Raw genomic sequence first — 21,127 nt, forward strand, 5'->3', positions numbered from 1 at the left:
GTCACTTAACTAAATTTTTACAACATTTAAAGCCATAAATTACTTTTCATAAAAATCGTAAGGATGATGCGTAATTCGTTCATTTTCCGGTGGCATTGTCATATAATCGCCATAACGCAACGTTAAAAAATCCCTTCTATTTTTTATGGCCATCACTTTATGCCCTTCAAACTCAACGTCTTCATATGATTCAAACCATTGTGTAGGAAAAACGCCCCAATGAATATGGATCCATTCTAAATAACCACAAGTCTGTGTTTCATCGAGTGCTATTTTCTTAGCCGCTTCTTGGTATTTATTTTGCCAATAGACATTATTCCCAATTTTCATCAATTTTTTATGGTGGGGGTAACGTACGACTAATTTTATCATTGCTTTTGCAACATTAAAACTTCTAGCATAAGACAATCCAAGTGTATCCATTAAGTTTAATCGATAGGTCTCTGTTTCTTCTCTTAAAACTTGACGTTCTTCTTTGGAGTCTGGTATCCCATCAATTGGAAAAACATCAACAAATACACCTAAATCTTCCTCTTCTCCACTAAAGAATTGTTTTGTCTTTGCTACCGTTTGAGGATCAACGACTTTAGCAAAAGGATAACGAAATTTTTCTCTCGTTTCAAAAGATAGCAACTTATAATTTGAGTCATGTTTTAATAATTTGATTAATTTTTCATAATCAGGTCTAGGCATGACAATGTCAATATCATCATCCCAAGGAATAAACCCACGATGACGTTCCACCCCAATTAAACTGCCATAAAAGATTGTGTATTTAAGATTATTTTCTCGGCAGATTTTATCAATGTATACTAAGATATCTACTGCTTTTTTTTGGACTTCAGCCATCGTTAGTTTTCTCATAAAAAATCTCCTATAATTAATATTTCCGTACAAACAACAATTAACATCAAAGTTTTTCTAATAGATAAACAAAATTGATTATAATAGAAAATATCCTTGCATTTTTAATTTTTCTGCAAGGAATTTTCTAATTACCTCAATTATTTCTCCATTGTGTTTACTTTTTTATTTTTATCAAAATCATACTGTAACTTTCCTAAATATAACCAAAAAATAAACGTTGCCGAACGTCTGGTTAAGACAATTTCTGTAATCAATAAACTAGACACTAAAATGATTAGAACAATTTGATTATTTATTAAAAACTCTAAATAATTTTTTTGCTTAGTAGAAAAAAGAATACGTAAGGACTGCCACATTTTTGACACTAAAAATAGAACAAAAACGGCTGTACCTGAAATCCCTGTTGCTGCTAACAAATAGAAAAAGGCACTGTGAGGTGTTTGACCTGTTTTTGCAATATGTGTCTCTGGAATTTTTGCTTTAGCAATCTCTACAAAACCTTTTGGTGTTGTGCCAAAAATTGGTTCTAAACGCATTAGTTCCGTTGCGCTTTTCCATAAAGCAAAGCGACTATTAGAAATATCGTTGTTTTCAACCACGTCTGGTCGTTCAGCAGATAATGGTTTATCCTCAGATAGTTTTTTATCCGAATCTTTTTCAAAAAATTCGACAATTTTAGGATCACTAAATTCTACTTTGTTTGCTACCTGAATATAACTCGTTTTAAATAATGAAATCCCACCAAAAGCAATTGCCGAACTGATCATAGCTATTACTAAAGCACCCAATATTTTATAAATCATCGCTTGAGACTTTTTCGATTGATAAAATAGATAGAAAAAGAATGCTCCAAAAAAGACAATCGCTACTAACTGAATTGAACCTGATCTTGAACCTGATAATGAAACATAGCTGAACTGAATAAACATAACAAAAACTGAAAGAATTTTCACCCATATTTTTGGACTAAAGATTACTTTTCTAAGAGCAAAGATCATACAAACAAGGGAAATCGTGCAAGCATAATTTGGATCTACAAAAATACCATAGAGACGATTTTCAAAAAAGCCAATTCTCATCCCATAATACAATGACTTGACAGGCATAGAAAAACTTACGCGTGCGAAAAATAAATAGAGGGAAAAAAGGACTAACACAGACCAGACAACCAAAAGAATACTTTCAAAGACAGTAAACAATTTCTTGTTATTTTCTCTTCCTATTTCAAACACACAAAAGAAAAAGATACATTGCCAAATAATCAATTTGATATTTTCTGTAAACGCATAATGATGATTCAGTACGGTACTAATTGCTAGAATGACTATAAAAGCAATAAGCCAATATTCCAGTTTTATTTTCTTTTTTTCTATAATCATCGGTAAAAAATGGGTAAGAAAAATAACACCTGATAATAACATGATAATCATTGTAAATATGGAATCGATTTTCGGTGGGAGCGTTGAATAGGCACTAACCATCCGACAAATTAAAACAAGCTCGAAAAAGACAATATAGGGCAAAGCTATTTTTTGTCCTATACTATGAAGTTGCTTTGAAAAATTATTTAACATTTTATCCTCCGTTAGTATAAAAGATCAATCATAGTATCCATTAATCTTTGTTTTTTGTTATATGTTTCCTTCTAAATTCCACAGGAAACTTGTACAAACGCAAGTTAACCATTAAGAGTATAGTTGAAAACTTACGACTTTTGGTAAAAATCTCATTTTTCATAATAAATCGGAAGTTGCTTCTTAAATAACTTACGATTTTTTTTGTTTCCGGTAAACTGGTTGCGTTTGCTACTATAATCTTATCTAGGACTAAAAAGTTAGCAAAACAAACACGTTGATGTGCTGCCTTTTTTATTTCTTGGCTTCTGTCTTTGAGCTTCATTTCATTTTTTTCCCAGGCTTCAATAAATTCAAATTGTTTTTCCGAAAAGCTTTCTGTGTTGATACTTCCGATACGATGGTAATAATAATATTTTTGTTTCGAATTAATTGCTACTTTCTGGCATTGATTGAGTAGATCCACAATGATAAAGGAGTCTTCATGATACTTTCCTTCGGGATAGCGAATAGATGAAAATAGTTCTCGCTTATAAAGTTTATTCACTGCATGTACTGAAATAATATTCCCTTGCAGAATCAACAATAACGCTTCTTCAGCTGATACTACCTTTTCGATGGTAGGTTTAACTATTGGCGCTTTCCCCTCATAAACATCATAAATGCCACAAATCGATAAATCAGCATCTTCTTTGATAATAGTGTTGTATAAAAGTTCATACATATCTTCTGCGATGTAATCATCACTATCGATAAACCCCAAATATTTTCCTTTAGCGACTTCAATCCCAGCATTTCTAGCACTACTTAGTCCACCATTTTCTTTATGGAGGACACGCACACGAGCATCTTTTTCAGCATATTCCTCACAGATTTTCCCACTATCATCTGGGGAACCGTCATCTACTAAAATTAATTCAAAATCTGTAAAAGTTTGAGCGAGAATAGAATCTACACATTTTTTTAAATATTTTTCTACTTTGTAAACAGGTACGATTATACTAATTTCACACATTTACATTTCATCCTTAATCAACTGTAATGTATGAGCTAAAGCTTCTTCTAAAGTAAACAGTGGTTTCCAACCGCATGCTTTGATTTTCCTATTATCTAAAATAGCCGTATTTGCTTTAGAAAAACCTTTTCGTTCAATTTCATCTGGTAATTCAAAGATCACTTCTTTTCCGCCAATCTCCGCTATTTTTTTAGCAAGATCTTTGAGGTGTAAATCAAATGATTCTTCTGAGATATTATAAGCTTCACCATTTTTTCCATGTAAAAGTAAATGAAGAATTGCAGAAACTGCATCTGCCACATAGATATAGGAAAAATATTGATTTCCTTCACTCTTCAATACAATATTTTCTCCCCTTACTGCATTCATGATGAATTGAGAAGAAGCTTTAGTGTCTGATAAGAGCATGGTAGGGCCGAAAGTTCGGCATAGACGTGGAATAACGATATCTAAATGATGTTTGGCGATATACGCTTGACAAAGTGACTCACTGACACGTTTTCCTTCAGGATAACCTGCGCGTAACGTATTGCAATCAATATACCCACAGTAATCTTCGGTAAATTTTTCAACATCTCCACGATTTTCACCATAAATTTCGACAGTCGAAAGAAACAGAACTCTATCTGCATTTGTCTTAACAGCATGTTTTAACACTTGTTCTGTCCCAGCAAGATTGGTCATAATTGTACCAATCGGATCAGTCGCATACGCTTTAGGATGAGTATTACTGGCACCGTGAATAATAAAGTCCGCATGTATGTCACTTGGAAGAGGGTTTGTCACATCCCCTTCTACGATCACAAAATTAGGATCAGAAAGATACGTTTGAAAACGAGCTTCTAAATTTCGACGATTTCTTCCCATCGCGTATATTTTTATATTGATACCTAATAAATGATTAGCTAACATGACTGTATCGATCAAAAACGAACCAATCATTCCTGACGCTCCAATCATCAGTAATGATTTTTCATCTAGTTTCTTTAATTCAGGTAGGTGCTCAATCACTTTTTTTAAGTCATTTTTATATGTCGGAATAGTATTTAAAGCCATGTTTACCACCTAATCTTTCATTTTTAAATATGCTTTGAATAATTCTAGATCATCTGTTGTGGTTAATTTAATATTTTTGTCAGAGCCAGCAGCAAAATATAATGTTTCACCTAAATCGACCATCATTGTATTGGTATAAGATGAATCTGTCATACCAATGTTTTCTTTGACTGCGCGATTATAGGCAGATAACAACTTCCCATATTGATAGGCCTGTGGGGTTGAGACACGACGTAACGTGTTACGGTCTACATATTGTTCCGTGGTTTCTTCTGTTTTCTTAATGAAAATCTGTTCGTTATACGGTAAAGATGTCACACCATTTCCGTACTCTTTACATTTCACGATAACGTCAGACAAGACTAACTCATCCACTAATGGTCGAATACCATCGTGAATAATAATCGTATCATCATCTTCAGAGTAATCTTTCAAAAATTGGACGCCGTTATTAATAGACTCTTGTCCCTTAGATCCTCCAGTGATGACCCACTGCACTTTACTAATATTAAATTCTTTCACGTAAGCCCACATTGTTTCTTCCCAACCTGACTTACATACCACTAGGATACGATCAATTTGTGGATGTTTTTGAAATGATTCCAATGTATAAATAATAATTGGCTTACCTTCGATATTAATAAATTGTTTTGGAATATCCTGGCCCATTCGTTTGCCCACGCCACCGGCAATAATAATAGCTGTAATCATATGATATAAATTCCTTTCCCTCATGAGATTTATACTAATTTAATGTTCATTAACCTAGCCTTATCCATCGCTGCATCTTCATTCAGTTCGATAAAACTGCATTTAGCCTTTTACATTTTCTCATAACTATCGTTAACTTTCAATGTTTTCCCTCAGGTATTGGCTGAAATATAAGCTTTACAAAAAAAAGACTAGAATCATAAAATAGCAATCTATTTATGTTCTAGCCCTTTAGTTTTAATTTACTTTTTGCACGTATGCTTTATTCGCTGTCAAATAACCATTAGGTGTGAGCAATCGTGGGACATCGTTCTCACGATAAACAACCCCAGTAACAGCAACCAATGTTCCTTTTGCCACTGAAATTCCTTTATGAAGAAAATCTGTATCTCTATAATAAGTGTCATTGGTCTTCAAAACAACTTGCATAGGATTTTTGGTGTAATAATTATTAATAGATGCTATCGTAGCTACCACGTAATCTTTATTCGCCGTATAATACCCTTTGTCCGTTTTTAGTCGTGGGATTCCACTCTTAGTCATTTCTATTCCTGTTACTTTTAACACAGTCCCTGCTGTAACGGCTTCACCTGCTTTAGTAAATTCTACGTCCTTATAAAATTTATCATTTGTTTTCGTAATGACCTGTCCTGGATTCGACATATAATACATGTCTGGAATCTCTTTGTATTGTTCAACTAAACTTTTATTAGCAGTCAAATAACCATATTTTGTTTTTAAACGGAAAATACCCGAATCTGTATAAGCTAAGCCTTCTACTTCAACAACTGTTCCTTTTGCAACTTTGTTCAAACGTTGCGTAAAAGCAGTATCTGCATAAAAATAATCATCTGCTTTCAAGCGAACTTTTTGCGGATTGGTTGTAAAATAAGAGTCAATATTGCTTTGAGCAGCTACCACATAGTCTTTATTTGCTGTTAAATAACCGTGATCTGTAAATAATCGCGGAATACCACTAGCCGTTGTTTGGACACTCTTTACAGTCACTAATGTATTTTCTTTAACTGTCATTCCTGGACTGGTAAAGTTAACATCATTATAAAAACAATCATTTTTTTTGACAATCACTCTGCCTGGATTGGTCGTATAGTAATTGTTTAAATTTGGTCCCGTATTTGTTGTACCAAAAAATGAACTGTAGCTCATAGAAATATCAAATGCTCTTGTTTGATAATTAGCCAATCCTGGAAAATACATTAAAGAAGACCATTGCCAAGCACCGTAATCATTATTCCATTGCATTGTTTGGTCGGGCGTATAAGGATATTGCGCAACCCACACTCGTTCTTTGCCAAAAGAAGTTGGATTGATATACCCGCTATCGATCCAATACCTACCGACATATAGAGCATCATTTGAAAATCCTAAACTTTTTAATTGTTGATTGAATGCTAATGAATTGGCTTGTGCATTCCGCCCATTGTTCGTCAATGTGGGATCTTCTGCATCATTAAACATAATCGTGCTTTTAGACAATCCTAAATTCGTAGCTGCCTGCGCAAAATATTTTGCTTCTGCTTGTGCTGTTTGAATCGAGGTATACAAGCTATAGTGATAGGCTGAAACACTCAAGCCAGCTGCTTTGGCATTGTTGATTTGACTTTGTGCGTATGGATTCGTATAAGAAGTTCCTTCTGTTAATTTGACAGAAACACCAGTAACTCCATAACTCTTAATTTTTTGATACTCTGCAACAGATATCGTGCCATTCCAACTAGAAACATCGATAAAATCTTTTTTAGGTAAATTAGGATCATTGGCATAAACTTGAGCGATCCCAACAGATCTTTTTGCGATCCCATTATTAGAAGCCCTCATTGCATAAGTCCCTTTTTCGTGATTCGTTCCTTGTTTGCCGATTTCAGCATCTTCTTTTGGATCGATCGCACTAGATGGAGCATCCGTCGTTGAGGGAGTTGTTTCGCTACTTGCGATTGAACTTTCAGTAGTAGCAGAGTCTTCTTGTGATGAATCGGTAGAACTAATTGTTGCCATCGTCTCAGTCGAAGAAGATTCACTCGTGTTTGCCGAAGTTTCAGAAGTCTCTGCTTCAATAGTGGCATCTGTTGTTGATGTACTTTGTATCACTGATTTATTTGCTGGATTTGTCGTTATTGTTTCACTCGTTTGAGATGTTTTAGTAAGTGTCTCAGTTGCATAGACTCCAGAAACAAAGCTGTTTAATAACAATGTACATAAAAGAGTGCCAGAAAAAATTCTTTTCATATTTTTCTCCTTTATACATTAAATTTTTTTGTATGCATTTTTTGTATCTACATGTATAGCTTCATGATGAGGTGCTTGATCTTCTTTAGGAGGTAGCTGCATATAATCACCGAACACTTGTTTCAAATAACGATCATAACCTACTGGGATTGGCATTTTTGTCCTTTCAAATGGAACAATCATTGCTGTTTGAAAATCTTCCAAATGATAAATATTACCCATATATTTTGGTCCAACACACAATTCCGTCACATATGGAGTCGAACCAAAAGGATATTTACTCATTTGTTTTTCCGCAAAGCGCCAAATTTTGTAGCGGATTTTTTGTGAAGAAAAAATACTTAAGAGCATTTTACTTCCAGTTGCCATAAGACCCCCATGTTTTTCAGGAACAACTTGTGAGCAAAATAGAGCATAAATGAGTGCCCATATCTTTTGGATTTTTCGTTGGACATTTCCCACAGGGGCGCCGTCTAAAGGAAAAATATCAATTGGCACGCCATGAGGAATGTCCATTCCTTCTTGATAGGTTTTAATAAACGTTGTTTGGGCATCACGAATGGTCATAAATGAGTTATGATCGTTATAGGTTTCGGATGCTACCAATAAAGGATAACGTTGTTCGTCTGCATATTTAGGCCACAATTTTTTTATTTTCTCATAGTCTGGTCTAGGCATAAAAAAATCCAAATCATCATCCCAAGGAATAAATCCTTGATGACGAATGGATCCAATACAACCGCCACCACAAAAGTAACAAAGCAATTCATGCTTATTACAAAAATCAACAAAATATTGAGCAATTTCTAACGTTATTTGTTGGACACTTTTTAATTCAGGATCATTACTATACATTCCTACAGCCCCTCTTTTTTATTTTATCATAAATACTTTTTCAACAAAAAATATTTCCTATAGTTTTTTTGCAAAAAAAGAGTAAGGGTCAAAAGGAAAACCTCAAGACCCAAACTCGAACAATTAGTGTTTTAGACAACACTTCGGATACAAGTTCCTACTAAATATCAGAACCTATCAGAAAAATTTTTCTGATAATCTATGGAAATGCACGGGCATTTCCTTAGCATCTTTTAATAAACACGTTTCAATATAGCCATTAATCCTGGCAATTTATTTTCTACAAAACTACCCAATTTTACTGCAGTTAAAAATAACGAAGCTGGGAGATTGTATAACTGTTTTGTCACTTTCTTAGCTGTTGAATCTGTGCAAGCAATTTTTTTGGCTTCCCTAATCGTGGGATCTGTTAAAATCTGTTTAGCCTCTGCCTTTTTTTCTTTTGGCGTGCGCATAGAAGTACCATAAATAGAAAAAAAGACGGAAGTCGTTCCTTTTAAATGAAGAGCTGCCATACCAGATTTATTGGCTTCATTTGTTACTTCATTTGCCAATTGATAGAATTCTTTAAAAGTCTCAAATTTATTTGGGTGGTATTGATTTGTTATTCCTTTACCACCTTCAAATTCATAGATATAAGCTATTTTAGGATTCATCACCACTTGTTGGCAATGTCTATAATAGTTCAAATTAAATATTCGGTCTTCACAACTACTATATCCCTTAAAAAAAACATGATGTTTTTTCACAAGTTCACTGCGGTAACACTTATTCCAAACGACATACATTAATTGATCATTCATCAAGCGATACATGTCATCCATAAAACTTTTATGGTCTGTATATTGATGCTTGGTTACTAAATTTTCTTTTTCAGAAACAATTTTTTCACCCTCGATTGTACGAAAAACAAAGGAACTAACAATTAAGTCTGTTTCAGGGTAATTATCTAACAGTTGATTGTAATTAGTTAAGACATCTTTTGCTGGTGTATCGTCCGCATCAAAAAACAACAGATAGTATCCTTTTGAATGTTTGATGCCTTCATTCCTAGCAAGTCCAGGACCTTGGTTACGAGTTGTGATGAGCTGAAAATTGGGTTTATTTTGAATAAATTCTGTGATAATAGCCTCAGTCTGATCGGTTGAACCATCATTAATCAATAGAACTTCATAATCATCAAAATCAACATTTTTTAATGTTTCCATAGTTCGAGCAATGGTATTTTCAGCATTATATATTGGTATGACTATACTAAACTTTGGATTATCCATTTCTCACGCCTCCAAATCAGCTGAAAATTCTTTCTTTTGGAAAGGCAATTTCTGCAAGAGAATTCGCATTTTCCTCTTCTAATCCTTGAGAGGACATTTTATCAAAAAGAATTTTGATTGTTTGTAATAAAATCTTTAAGTCTAACAACAAAGAATATTTTTTGATGTAAAGTAAATCAAATCGTAGTTTACTATTATAATCAGATACATATTTTCCATAGACTTGTGCATAACCTGTGATACCTGCACGGACATTATGTCTCAAGTAGTAATAAGGATTTTCTGCATTGAATTGGTCGACAAAAAATGGACGTTCTGGACGAGGTCCTACAATTGACATATCGCCTTTTAAGACATTAAAAATTTGTGGTAATTCATCAAAACGGACAGCACGAATAAATTTCCCCACGGGGGTGACACGTGCATCATTACTTTTAGCTAAAACAGGTCCAGATTTCGCTTCCGCTGTAGCGGTCATCGAACGGAATTTATAGATTGAAAATTCTTTTTGATTTTTTGTGATTCGAACTTGTTTGTAAATAACCGGTCCTGGTGAAGTCACTTTTACTAAAATAGCGGTAAGTAACATAAAAGGTGAGGCTATAATCAATAACACCAATGAAACAATAATATCAAACAAGCGTTTGAATAGTTCATATTCTGGTGGAATTCTAAAACCAGAAGCTTCAATAATACTTTCATCCTCAAAATTCATGATGTTAGGGTTAATCATAGTTAAATTTTCAAATGTCGTATTTAAAAATAATTTCTTTTCTTTCTTAGTGACTAATTGATAAATTTTCACTTTTTCCGCTTCTTCGATATGAGAGGCTAAATAAACAATATCAATCTGATCAATCATTTTTTTTACATTTTTATAGTAGTGATTGATGACTACTGCTTCTACTTTGTGTTTATTATTTTTTTTTGAGCTGAAATTTTGAATGGCTGGTGCGACATCTTTTTCTAAACCAACGATGATCACTTTTTTATCCCGACTGACTTTTAAGTACAACTTGTAAATCAAAATTCGGTAAATACTCAATAAGATCGTTCCTATAATAAAGGAGAGCAAAATCACTATTCGTGGGAAAGCAAACCAACGCCCTGCAAAAGTAACCACCATAATCCCTAGTGTCATCAATACCTGTCCAATGACTGTGACAAAAATGATATCGCTAATCATTCGATTATAGAAAACATATCCACCTAGCAAAATATTCAAGGCAATAAATATAACAGAAATAAAGATCGCTGAATGTTGAAAGGTTTCTAAATTTCTTATAGGTATCTCCCCATGAAATTTCAGTAAGAAACTACTGTATATCGCTAGATTATAAACAATAACATCCATTAAAATGATGAATATGCGTCTTGCCGCACTCCATTCCCCGTTTTTATTCATATATACACTCCTACTCACAAAATAATGCATCTATTATCTTACCATAGCAAGGTTTAAAAACCTAGTGAATAAAAAAATTGTAATGTAATTTAAAAAGTTAAACCTAATTATCTTAAATCATACTTCTTTCTCATCCATCAATCCTCTTTTAACAAATAAAAGCTATCATACCTCCAGTAGAGTGCATGATAGCTTTTATTCATTAATCGGGTCTCAATGAAAAATCACCGATTCCTTCTTTTGTAAGGTTATCGTTGTAAAAAGGATCATGAGCAATATAAACTGGCCACTTATCCTGCATTTTCTTGATCTCACCAGCAAACCGTTTTTGCTTTTCAGGCGTATCTTCATAACCTCTTGATTTTGATTCAAAATGATAGAGTTCCACTTGATGTGCATAAACGTTAAATCTACCTAATTCATAGATTTTTAAACAAAGGTCGACATCATTGAATGCCACTTCTAATGTTTCATCAAAACCGTTTACTGCTTGGAAATCCGTTGTTTTAACCATCATACAAGCAGCCGTTACAGCTAAGTAATTAACATCAATCACTAAACGACCAAAATAACCGCAATGTGTCCGATCGTAATTATTCAACGCATGGCCAGCCACGCCACCGATTCCCACTAACACGCCAGCATGTTGTGTCGTATCATCTGGATAATACAATTTTGCTCCTACACAACCAATATGATCAAATTGAGCGTATGAAACCATCGTCGTCATCCATTGAGGTTCAATAACTTCTGTATCATTATTTAAGAATAATAAATATTTACCACTTGCTTTTTCGGCTGCTAAATTATTGATTCTAGAATAGTTGAAAGGAATATCAATCAGTTCAACATGGAATCGATTATTTAATTTCTTTTTGTAAGCAGCAAATAGTTCTTGCATTTTAGGATCGGTACTGTCATTGTCAGCAATGATGATCTCATAATTGGTATAAGTTGTTTTTTCTATAATTGAATCTACACATAATTTCAAATCATCATAGCCATTTTTAGTAGGAATAATCACACTTACTAAATCTTCTTGTAATACATCATAATTCACTTCATAAAAACCGGAAATTCTTCCTGGACGTACACTTCCTTTAATCCCTCTACGTTTCAACGCATCTGTTAATGCTTTTACTCCAGAATCATAAATATAACTCTTCGCTTCACCACTGCTAGCGGTTGAACCTGGGATCGTTCGCCAATGGTATAAAACTTTATCAATATGATAGATGTGTTCTTTAGGAATTTGTTCGGTTATCCGTAATACCAAATCATAGTCTTGAGAACCTTCATATCCTTTTCTAAAGCCACCTACTTCTTTGACTAAGCTTGTCCGGTAAACGCCTAAATGTGAAATGTAGTTATTACCCATTAATGTATCGGGTGACCAGTCTGCTTTAAAGTGTGGATCGAAACGATTGCCATCCGCATCAATTTTATCTTCATCACTATAGATGACATCCAGTTCTGGCTGTTTGTTCAAGATTTTTGCCACTTCAAACAAAGCATAAGGAGGTAGTTCATCGTCATTATCTAACAATGCTATAAATTCGCCTTTTGCTATTTCTAATGCTGAATTTGTAGCTAAACTAATATGACCATTTTCTTTTCTAAAAACTACTTTAATGCGTTCATCTTTGGCTTGATAAGCCTCTAAGCATTTCCTAATTTTAGGATCAGTAGAAGCATCATCGCTGATACATAATTCCCAATGGTCATAAGTTTGTGCTAAAACAGAATCAATACATTTTTCTAACCATTTAATTTCTACATTATAAACAGGCATAACTACAGAAATCAGTGGACGGTATTCAAATTTTTTAGATTGTTCTTGTTGTTCTTTTAAGTCAAATTTTTCATGACGAGTGATCCATTCAGCATAATCAATTGACCCTGGTTTCAATTCTAGCTTTACTCGTCGGATGGCTTTTTTTACCCCATGCGTACGAGCATAATTGATGCCTTTTTTTAATAATCGCTTTTTCTTTTCCCAATTGGTCTCTAAGCCATCATCATAAGGATAACGACCATTTAGTTTTACTGCGATTCCATTTTGATGTTTTCTTGTTTGAAAATCTAAAATGGCCTTACCTTTTAATTTACCAGATAAGCGAATCGAAAAACCGCTTGGCGTTTTTACATCTAAATCATATAAATGATTGATATCAAGACGTACGACATTCGTCACTTCTATCATCACATGTTCTTTAGCCACTTTGATCTGAGGGATTTCTTTTGTCACTTCATCGACTGCCCAACCGATGATCAACAAATCACCAGTCGCTCGTTCACGGGTGATTTGATCAATAAATACGGCAATTTCTTTTTTTTGCACGATCTTTTGTTCTCCTTTACCTTTATTGAATATGTGTTAAATTTCAACGAACCAGTTTTCCCCATTTTCAGCTATCAGTTCAATCAAAAAGGAACGTTGTTCTTGCTCACATAAAATTTGTAATTCAAAGCCAGCTTTTGTTCCTGTTGAAAGATGTTCTGCTTGGTTAACTTCTTGGCGTTCAAACTGTACTACATTGAAATAAGGAGATTGGTTTTCCGATAAACGGTACGTGAATGGTTGACGATTGGCATTAGCAATTCCCCAGCCTGTGATTGTCATCAATTTTGTTTCAGCGTCCCATGATTTGTTATCGATACAAAGAGAGATTTCTTTTGCTTGAATTTTCTTTGGTGTCTCTTTCAAGCGTCTACCACGAGACTTGATGGCAAATTTTTTCTCATCTAATAGTGAATAGTACCTTGTTGTTGTAGTCTGCAAAGAATGTTCTAATGACGAATTTGCTATACTTAATTGTTGATTTTCTTTTTCAAGTCTATCAATTCTGGCTTCAAGCTGTTGCTTTTCACCTGCTAGAGGTTTAACCGTGGCAAGTAAATCTGCCATCGTATTCGTTAACTCTCCAATAAAACGATAATGGCAATGAATCGTCACTTCTTTACCGGCCATTTCTTGTAAAAGAAACATTGGTCGTTCTTGCCCATCAAATAAATAGCAATCATTTTGGGTACGGATCACTGCATTTGTTTTTATATATTCAACTTTTTCTCCAGAAACTTCTGCTCGAAATTCAAGTGTACTTGGTTGTTTTTCAAATAAGAAAGTGACAGCCTCTACGTCCTCATTAATAGAAAAAGTCAATACTTGATTTTCACCTGTATGATTGTTGAATGGAATGGTTTGACTTGTTTCTTGATTAGCTGATGTTTGTTGCACTTCCAATAGACGAACATAATTCGAATTTTGAGGTTTAGCCACTTTACTTTTTTCTACAGGATGCTTCATCAAAGAAAAGAAATATTGATAGACTTCTCCAAACGGACGCATTTTAAAGTCATAACGAACTGATTTTGGAAGTTCTTCATAAGTAGATTTCAATTCTGTGTCGCCGACAGCTAAATAAAGATAGTCTTCAATATTGACGTACAGCCCTGCTTTTTCGAAAACTTTTTGAAATCCACTATGAGTGTAAAAGGAATTATGTGTTTCATCTAACAAGCCATATGAAGCCCAAGGTAATTCATTATTAAACAAGTGAATCATCACTGAATTATGCACTAAATTTGGGAAAGTGATTAAGATCTCACCTTCTTCATTTAAAAATTCTCTGACCTTTTTTAACGTTTCTGTTGGTTGAACTAAATGTTCTAACACATCCGCAAAGAGAATGTAATCAAAAGTCTGGTTGGCATAATAGTTTGCCCACTCAAAACTTTCAATGTCGCCGTAAAAACCATCTTGTGAAAATTCACTGACAAAATCAAACAGCTCCTTGTCTAGTTCAACAATACTTACTTGACAGTTTTTAGCACCAATTAAATGTTTGGTCAAGCGACCATTTCCTGGACCAAATTCCAATACTTTACTTCCTGGTTTGATTTGTGCAGCTATTTTTCCTACACTGCTTTGTTCATCTAAATCCATCTCAAAATCATACTTCATCGGTTAGATTACCTTCTTCCCACTTATGGTCTAAGACCACGATTCCTTCCCCAATATATGAACCATTTACAAATAAATTCATATATTTTGTTTTGTAAACTAAAGGTACGGTGGCATTTTCTTCAAAAATAGCGACATCAAAATAATATTCTCCAGCTAAAAGTCCCAATTTCTCATATTCTAAATAGAAAATGTTTTTTCCTTTTTTCCAAGGAATTTGGATACCGTCTAACAACGTATTTAAACCACACACATAGAAATTATCAACGGTACGTAAAGCAATTCCTAAAACTGGTTTTTTAATGGTGTCATCTTTTACTTCATAAGTTACTTTTACGTACAGTGTCTCACCCTGATCAAGTACATCAATTGGTTTTTTTTCTTTATCCAACAATTGTGCACTTAAGACATCAACGATATCTGGAGCGGCAAATCGTTCGACTTGATTTTTGTTACGGTCCACTGTTTTGACTGATTTTTTCTTTAAAAAGTTTTCATAGTTCGTAGTCACATCCATCGTATCGCCAAATTCGACAACTTCCCCATTTTTTAACCAATAAGAACGATCACAAAAACGGCGGATTGAACTAATATCATGAGAAACAAAAAGAATAGTTTTCCCAGAGTTTTTTATCTCCGTAAATTTTTCCATGCATTTCAATTGAAATTCAAGGTCCCCCACAGCTAAAGCTTCATCAACGATCAAAATGTCTGGATTCACGTTGATCGCCACAGCAAAAGCTAAACGCACAAACATCCCGCTGGAATATGTTTTAACTGGTTGATAAATATGCTCACCAATATCAGCAAACTCAATGATGTCATCCACCATCTCATCGATTTCTTCACGTGAAAAACCTAAAACCATCCCATTTAAGTAAATGTTCTCATAACCAGAATATTCTGGATTAAAACCCGAACCTAATTCCAGTAGTGCAGATATTTTGCCTTCAATTTCCATTGTTCCTGATGTCGGGGTTAATACACCCGTAATGATTTTAAGCATCGTGGATTTTCCTGAACCATTTTCACCCACAAAACCAATCATCTCACCTTTTTTAATTTCAACATCAATATTTTTTAATGCGTTAAAAACATCATGATAAGATTTTTTAAATGGATTTAATGCCTCACGAAAACGATCAGAGGGTTTGGCGTACATATTATAAGATTTCGTAATGTTTTTTAATTTAATCGCATATTCTGTCATGTCTATACTCCTTACAACACATCTGAAAAATGTGGTTTCAATCTACGGAACACTGCAGATCCGATTACAAAAATAACTAAAGTGAATACCCAGAAATATAATGTATACATACCATGTTCAAAGAACCACGCTTCACTTAAGAACGATTCACGATAACCTTGAACTACATAATACAGTGGATTTAATTTAAGAACCTTGATAATCGTTGGATTAAATTGTGTAGGTCCCCAAAGAATTGGTAGCGTCCACATGATCAGCTGCAATAAGATCGTAATTAATTGCATCAAATCGGGTAAAAAAGGCTGGATAGAGGCTGTTAACCAAGTTAATCCCGTTAAAAAAGCGCACATGCAAAACAAATAATAAATCAATTGCAATGTCATCACCGTAGGAAAAATCCCATAAATTGCGGCCACTAATAATCCAATTAAAACAAAGAAAAGATGGGTATAAAGATTAGCTAAAATTTTAGTCGTCGGTAAAATACGGATATTAAATACCACTTTTTTCACTAAATACGTATACTCTCTAAAAACAAGAGTTGTTGACGTAAACGCATCAGAGAAAAAGAACCACGGAACCATTCCAGTAATCAAATAAACGATAAAAGGATATTTGTTGTCCGTCATAGTCGCTTTCAATCCAAAACCAAAGACCAGCCAATAAATCAATACGGTAAATACAGGATTGATAAAAGCCCATAAAATTCCCAAAAAAGAGCCCGCATAGCGAGACTTGAAATCATTTATTGAGAACTGAAGCAAAAGCTTTCTGTTCTGGTAAATGTCCTTCATAAATAAAAACAGATCTTTCAACATTTGTGTTCCTCCAAGCAATTTCTGTTAATTACAGTCAAATGCCATTTTACCACATTTTTTCTAGCAGACTGCGATATTCTTATTTTCTTAATTTTCTATTAAGTAAACTTCACACTAACGTTTTTATTTTACAAAAGAAACTATTTAATTGCAATGAAACACAAGATGACAAAACAAATACACGAATATATAAATATTTTTTTAAGGCTTAGTAGAAAGTAAACAGACTATTTCTACAAATTTTAATTATTCTACCCTATTTAGGCACAAAAAATAGGCTGTACAAAAATCGTACTGCCTATCAATTAAATATTTAACTCACATCGTTTGCTTTGATGAACAACCTTTAAAAATTAAGTTTCTCTTTTAGTTTTTTGAAAAGTATAAAATAAACTTGACGTAATGCCAAAACTAACGAGGAGAGGAGATCCTTTAAATAAGCTAAATAAAATCAAAAGGGTTCACAGAACTTGAAGCCCTCTCAATCTTTTTTTTACATTTCTTTTAGATACTATAGAAGTCTCGTTCCTTTATATTCACCAAAATGTCTTTCATAAATAGCATAAAAAAGTAACTTAGGTATTTCTATTGTTTAAGATTGATGACGAGCTACTCGCGACAATGGTCCAGATGTATCTTTTTCAGTTCTTTGTCTATTTTTCCTTTTTTTAGAAAAATCATACTGATGGCTGGCCATGCCTAATAGTAGATAAACAATCGGTACCCATGGAAAAGAAGTTAATGTATCTTCCATAAAAGATTGGATCATTACAGCTAAAAAGGCCCAAAGAAACGTTAATTGTCCGTTTGTTAGTTCTGCTCTTAATGTCAAGCGTCCAACATAGATCAGCACTAAAATGGCTACGATGATGATTCCGATTAAACCATAGATATTGAGAAATGAATTGTAGCTATTGTGATTCCCTAAAAATTGTTTTCCTCTTTGAAAGATAAAAGGTTTCATTCCCAGTAAAACTTGTTCTTTTTTTGTGGCAATTGTTTCATAGAATTTTAACCAGATTTCTTCTCGTCCAGTAAATAGGTTTAAATTCTCTGCATGAGCAGCAAAATAAGAGACAGGTAATGCAAAAATAGTGACTAATGTATACCCTAGAAATGGTGCCCGAATCAACTTAAAGAAATTTTTAGGCCAAATATCCAGTAGCACAAAAACAATCATCGCTACCAATGCGCCTTTAGATTGACAAACCAAAATTCCTACTATAGAAGCAATAACTGCTGGCACACCGAGCAATCGGATATACCATCGCTCAAAAGAACTAGCAAATCCCATGATCAATAAGCCCAGTGTCATGAGCGAACTTCCAATGGTATTCGTGTTAATCCAAATATCCGAAACCTTATGGCTAGGAAACCAAATACTTTCTCCAGCTGGTATTTTTATTTCAGTAAAAATTCTAAATAACGTGATGCCGAGAAACACATAACAGACAATAATAACCACAGCTCGATCGATTTTATCAAACTGAATCCATTTTATCACTAAACAAAATGCTATAATCAACGGAATCAATAAATCTACGTATACTGAGCTATCCCTGGTCTCTCTGAAATAAGCAAATACTGAATAAATAACAATTGCGGCTGCTAAATATAGAAAGTCGGTTCCTCTTACTTTATAAAGATTTAAAACAAATAAAATAATAATACCAACTGTCACAAATTGCGCACTGTTATCATATAAAAAAGTAGCTTGTTCTATCCCCAGGCCAGCTGTCCAAATGAAAAAAATAGCTGAAAGAAAAAGTATGAGTAACCCAGCACTCATTTTATTGATTAATTTTTCGATAACTGTTTGGATAATTTCCATCCCCCTTTCGTTCTGTTTTATTATACTGTTACTTAAAAACAAACGGCAATGCTATTTACAAAAATAAATTACAAGAAAGTTCTTTCCTTCAATTAAAATGGTGTTTGTTCATATAGAAATAACTATTTGACACTCATTCATAAAAAAACAGGTATTGAACAACATCGTAAGCTAGAAATTATATTTCTTTTTTAATTTCTTACGACTATTACTCAATACCTAACGCTTTCTCTTAGCCGCCTGTATACGACCAATCTACTGTCTGATTGGTTACATTATTATTTTCCGGATAAGTGACTTCAAAAATCATATAACCATCTTTATCAGGTCCATAAAGTTGTGTAAATTGCGCTTGATACAACTGATTATAATCCGTTAGTGGTCGCTTGCTGACCACATATTTAATCCCCAATTTTTCTGCATCTTCAAAATTAAGTGTCACAGAAAACATATCTGGACGATCTAACGTAAAAGAAGTTTCTTCTTTCGCAATAAATGCTCTAGTATGGGCATAGCGGTTATAGTATTTTTCATTATTTTTATCAGGATCAATCTTTTCCCATGCTTCCATGTCTGGATAAAAACGAACGGTATTGAAGGCTTTTACCCCTAAAGTAGGTGTAAAGTTGTAAAGTTCATCTTCCGTTAACCATACTTTATCGGGGTCTTTTTGATCGATCTTCTTAATTTCTTTTGCTAATGTTTTTTCAAAAATCGCTCCTGTCCCTTCGACAACAGGATTGACAAAAAATCCTGAAGCGATGATCAAAACACCAAATGACAGATAAAACATGCGATTTCGTCTAAATAAAATGAACGCAAGTATCAATGTTCCAGCTAATACGATCATCATAATCTCTAATTCAGAAAAATACTTCGTCATTTTCGAGTTCATTAACGCATAAGTATAGATGCCTGCATTCGCAATCAATAATAAAAATTTATACCAAGTAGGTATCACATCTTCTTGCCAAATGTAAGCAATAAACCAAATTGTTAGTAAGCAAGCTGCAAAGCTAAAAGTTAATATCGCTCTAAAAGGTGGTACATAAGACAATAGTGTCAGTTCAGCCAAGCCCTTAGGCAATCCAACCGTGATCCAAAAAATCGAAAATAAACAAAAAAGCATAAGGATTCGTCCAAACAGTTTTTGTTCACTATTTTTTCTCCCAAATAAGACAAATGGACTCGCTAAAAAAACAGTCGGGAAAAAGTGATAGAATAAAGCAACTTCTGAATTATTGGAAAAGTTAATGTCTTTAAAAGGAATTTTCCAATTAGTTAAAAAGTAAAAGAACTCACCTAGCTTCCATTTCCCTCCAGTACTCACACGTTTGCCTGGATACAAAGTGTCTAAAGAAGCTAGTAGTGCATCTTTAGAAGTAACCCAGAAATGAATCATTACTCCTCCAATAAATAAAAGTGCCCCAATGATTAATACGGTGTCAAACCAATCCCAAGTAATCTTTTTACCATAATAAATCAATAATCCAACAAAATAAAAGACCAAAAGATAGGCTAACATAACCTGATGAGCAGGGTAAATGACTAATATAAAACCTAACCCAAAGATAGTGATAAGTCCCATCATCAATGTCCTCACCCATTTTTTATCATGTTGGTAAAAATAATGATAAAAAGCAGGCATTAATCCTAATGTAAAGAAAATCAAATCACCTACGTGTTGCATGAACCACCATTGAACTGCTGGTGAAAAAGTCAAAGCAAAAGCCCCTATCAACGATAAGGCTTTTTTTCTTTTGGTCAAAATCATTAAGACTTCAAATCCCAGTAAAACCATGACTACTAATTTCATCGCCCAGTAAAACGAAAGTCCTCGATCTCTTCCAAGGAAGAAAAATCCCCAATTAAATGGTTTTCCAATAACCGTGATATCTTTTACCGGAGAATTATATGCAATAATCATGTTTTGCCCATTTAAGGAGTAATCTTTATTTACTAAAGGATAATCATTTTCAGCTTGTGAAAGATAAAAAGGGGTCTGCACCAACCATTCATCTGAACGAACCTCTCTATTCTGACCAAAAATCACATCAGTTTTCTTTCCGTCATCTCGCTGTGAAACGTATTTATCCCAAGTTCCTAATGAACTACCATTTAAATTAAACGTCACGATAATCACAATCACTAAAAGACCAATGAGATAACGAAGTTTTAGAAAGACATCAAGTACAGAATAGCCGGTGTGCTCATTCTTTAAAGATTTTCGTTGGGCACGTCTTGTTTGTTTTTCCATACTATTCTCCAATTTCTACTTTGTTTCTTTTTTATTTTTTGTC

15 protein-coding genes are annotated in these 21,127 nt (G+C 33.8%); all 15 read right to left on the reverse strand.

What is annotated here, in order from left to right:
• Positions 1 to 39: 39 nt before the first annotated feature.
• Positions 40 to 864, reverse strand: a complete 825-nt coding sequence (locus EVI01_RS02160) for a LicD family protein (protein ID WP_010751428.1) — start codon at positions 862 to 864, stop codon at positions 40 to 42.
• 140 nt (positions 865 to 1,004) lie between these two features.
• A complete protein-coding gene (locus EVI01_RS02165) occupies positions 1,005 to 2,441 on the reverse strand; it encodes an O-antigen ligase family protein (protein ID WP_010751429.1) in 1,437 nt (478 codons plus the stop codon).
• 40 nt (positions 2,442 to 2,481) lie between these two features.
• A complete protein-coding gene (locus EVI01_RS02170) occupies positions 2,482 to 3,456 on the reverse strand; it encodes a glycosyltransferase family 2 protein (RefSeq protein WP_010751430.1) in 975 nt (324 codons plus the stop codon).
• On the reverse strand, positions 3,457 to 4,512 hold the full coding sequence (locus tag EVI01_RS02175) for an NAD-dependent epimerase/dehydratase family protein (RefSeq protein WP_010751431.1): 1,056 nt from the start codon (positions 4,510 to 4,512) through the stop codon (positions 3,457 to 3,459).
• 9 nt (positions 4,513 to 4,521) lie between these two features.
• Positions 4,522 to 5,223 (reverse strand): IspD/TarI family cytidylyltransferase, encoded by a 702-nt coding sequence (locus EVI01_RS02180; protein ID WP_010751432.1) that lies wholly within the window; start codon positions 5,221 to 5,223, stop codon positions 4,522 to 4,524.
• Positions 5,224 to 5,460: 237 nt separating this feature from the next.
• The gene (locus EVI01_RS02185) at positions 5,461 to 7,470 is read right to left on the reverse strand and encodes a DUF5776 domain-containing protein (protein ID WP_010751433.1); all 2,010 of its coding nucleotides are present in this window, start codon (positions 7,468 to 7,470) and stop codon (positions 5,461 to 5,463) included.
• An 18-nt stretch (positions 7,471 to 7,488) separates the two neighbouring features.
• Positions 7,489 to 8,325, reverse strand: coding sequence for a LicD family protein (locus EVI01_RS02190; protein ID WP_010751434.1), 837 nt, complete (start codon positions 8,323 to 8,325; stop codon positions 7,489 to 7,491).
• Positions 8,326 to 8,558: 233 nt separating this feature from the next.
• Positions 8,559 to 9,599 (reverse strand): glycosyltransferase family 2 protein, encoded by a 1,041-nt coding sequence (locus EVI01_RS02195; RefSeq protein ID WP_010751435.1) that lies wholly within the window; start codon positions 9,597 to 9,599, stop codon positions 8,559 to 8,561.
• Between the two features lie 16 nt (positions 9,600 to 9,615).
• Positions 9,616 to 11,004, reverse strand: a complete 1,389-nt coding sequence (locus tag EVI01_RS02200) for a sugar transferase (RefSeq protein ID WP_010751436.1) — start codon at positions 11,002 to 11,004, stop codon at positions 9,616 to 9,618.
• 202 nt (positions 11,005 to 11,206) lie between these two features.
• Positions 11,207 to 13,345: a glycosyltransferase family 2 protein gene (locus tag EVI01_RS02205; protein ID WP_010751437.1), complete on the reverse strand. Its 2,139-nt coding sequence runs from the start codon at positions 13,343 to 13,345 to the stop codon at positions 11,207 to 11,209.
• A 36-nt stretch (positions 13,346 to 13,381) separates the two neighbouring features.
• The gene (locus EVI01_RS02210) at positions 13,382 to 14,968 is read right to left on the reverse strand and encodes a class I SAM-dependent methyltransferase (protein ID WP_010751438.1); all 1,587 of its coding nucleotides are present in this window, start codon (positions 14,966 to 14,968) and stop codon (positions 13,382 to 13,384) included.
• A complete protein-coding gene (locus tag EVI01_RS02215) occupies positions 14,958 to 16,178 on the reverse strand; it encodes an ABC transporter ATP-binding protein (protein WP_010751439.1) in 1,221 nt (406 codons plus the stop codon). Before EVI01_RS02215 ends, EVI01_RS02210 begins: the two co-directional genes overlap by 11 nt.
• Positions 16,179 to 16,189: 11 nt before the next feature.
• Entirely contained in the window at positions 16,190 to 16,996 is an 807-nt protein-coding gene (locus EVI01_RS02220) for an ABC transporter permease (protein ID WP_010751440.1), read from the reverse strand.
• Positions 16,997 to 17,588: 592 nt separating this feature from the next.
• Positions 17,589 to 18,827, reverse strand: a complete 1,239-nt coding sequence (locus tag EVI01_RS02225) for an EpaQ family protein (protein WP_010751441.1) — start codon at positions 18,825 to 18,827, stop codon at positions 17,589 to 17,591.
• Positions 18,828 to 19,059: 232 nt separating this feature from the next.
• Entirely contained in the window at positions 19,060 to 21,084 is a 2,025-nt protein-coding gene (locus tag EVI01_RS02230) for a DUF7657 domain-containing protein (protein WP_010751442.1), read from the reverse strand.
• Positions 21,085 to 21,127: the final 43 nt, after the last annotated feature.

Source organism: Enterococcus villorum, assembly GCF_007990225.1.
Lineage (GTDB): Bacteria > Bacillota > Bacilli > Lactobacillales > Enterococcaceae > Enterococcus_B > Enterococcus_B villorum.

Excerpts from the sequence above, each read along its gene's own strand:
- EVI01_RS02195 (WP_010751435.1), bottom strand. The coding sequence starts at position 9,599 with ATGGATAATCCAAAGTTTAGTATAGTCATACCAATATATAATGCTGAA.
- EVI01_RS02190 (WP_010751434.1), bottom strand. The coding sequence starts at position 8,325 with ATGTATAGTAATGATCCTGAATTAAAAAGTGTCCAACAAATAACGTTA.
- EVI01_RS02215 (WP_010751439.1), bottom strand. The coding sequence starts at position 16,178 with ATGACAGAATATGCGATTAAATTAAAAAACATTACGAAATCTTATAAT.
- EVI01_RS02160 (WP_010751428.1), bottom strand. The coding sequence starts at position 864 with ATGAGAAAACTAACGATGGCTGAAGTCCAAAAAAAAGCAGTAGATATC.
- EVI01_RS02165 (WP_010751429.1), bottom strand. The coding sequence starts at position 2,441 with ATGTTAAATAATTTTTCAAAGCAACTTCATAGTATAGGACAAAAAATA.
- EVI01_RS02185 (WP_010751433.1), bottom strand. The coding sequence starts at position 7,470 with ATGAAAAGAATTTTTTCTGGCACTCTTTTATGTACATTGTTATTAAAC.
- EVI01_RS02175 (WP_010751431.1), bottom strand. The coding sequence starts at position 4,512 with ATGGCTTTAAATACTATTCCGACATATAAAAATGACTTAAAAAAAGTG.
- EVI01_RS02180 (WP_010751432.1), bottom strand. The coding sequence starts at position 5,223 with ATGATTACAGCTATTATTATTGCCGGTGGCGTGGGCAAACGAATGGGC.
- EVI01_RS02210 (WP_010751438.1), bottom strand. The coding sequence starts at position 14,968 with ATGAAGTATGATTTTGAGATGGATTTAGATGAACAAAGCAGTGTAGGA.
- EVI01_RS02170 (WP_010751430.1), bottom strand. The coding sequence starts at position 3,456 with ATGTGTGAAATTAGTATAATCGTACCTGTTTACAAAGTAGAAAAATAT.
- EVI01_RS02220 (WP_010751440.1), bottom strand. The coding sequence starts at position 16,996 with ATGTTGAAAGATCTGTTTTTATTTATGAAGGACATTTACCAGAACAGA.
- EVI01_RS02200 (WP_010751436.1), bottom strand. The coding sequence starts at position 11,004 with ATGAATAAAAACGGGGAATGGAGTGCGGCAAGACGCATATTCATCATT.
- EVI01_RS02230 (WP_010751442.1), bottom strand. The coding sequence starts at position 21,084 with ATGGAAAAACAAACAAGACGTGCCCAACGAAAATCTTTAAAGAATGAG.
- EVI01_RS02225 (WP_010751441.1), bottom strand. The coding sequence starts at position 18,827 with ATGGAAATTATCCAAACAGTTATCGAAAAATTAATCAATAAAATGAGT.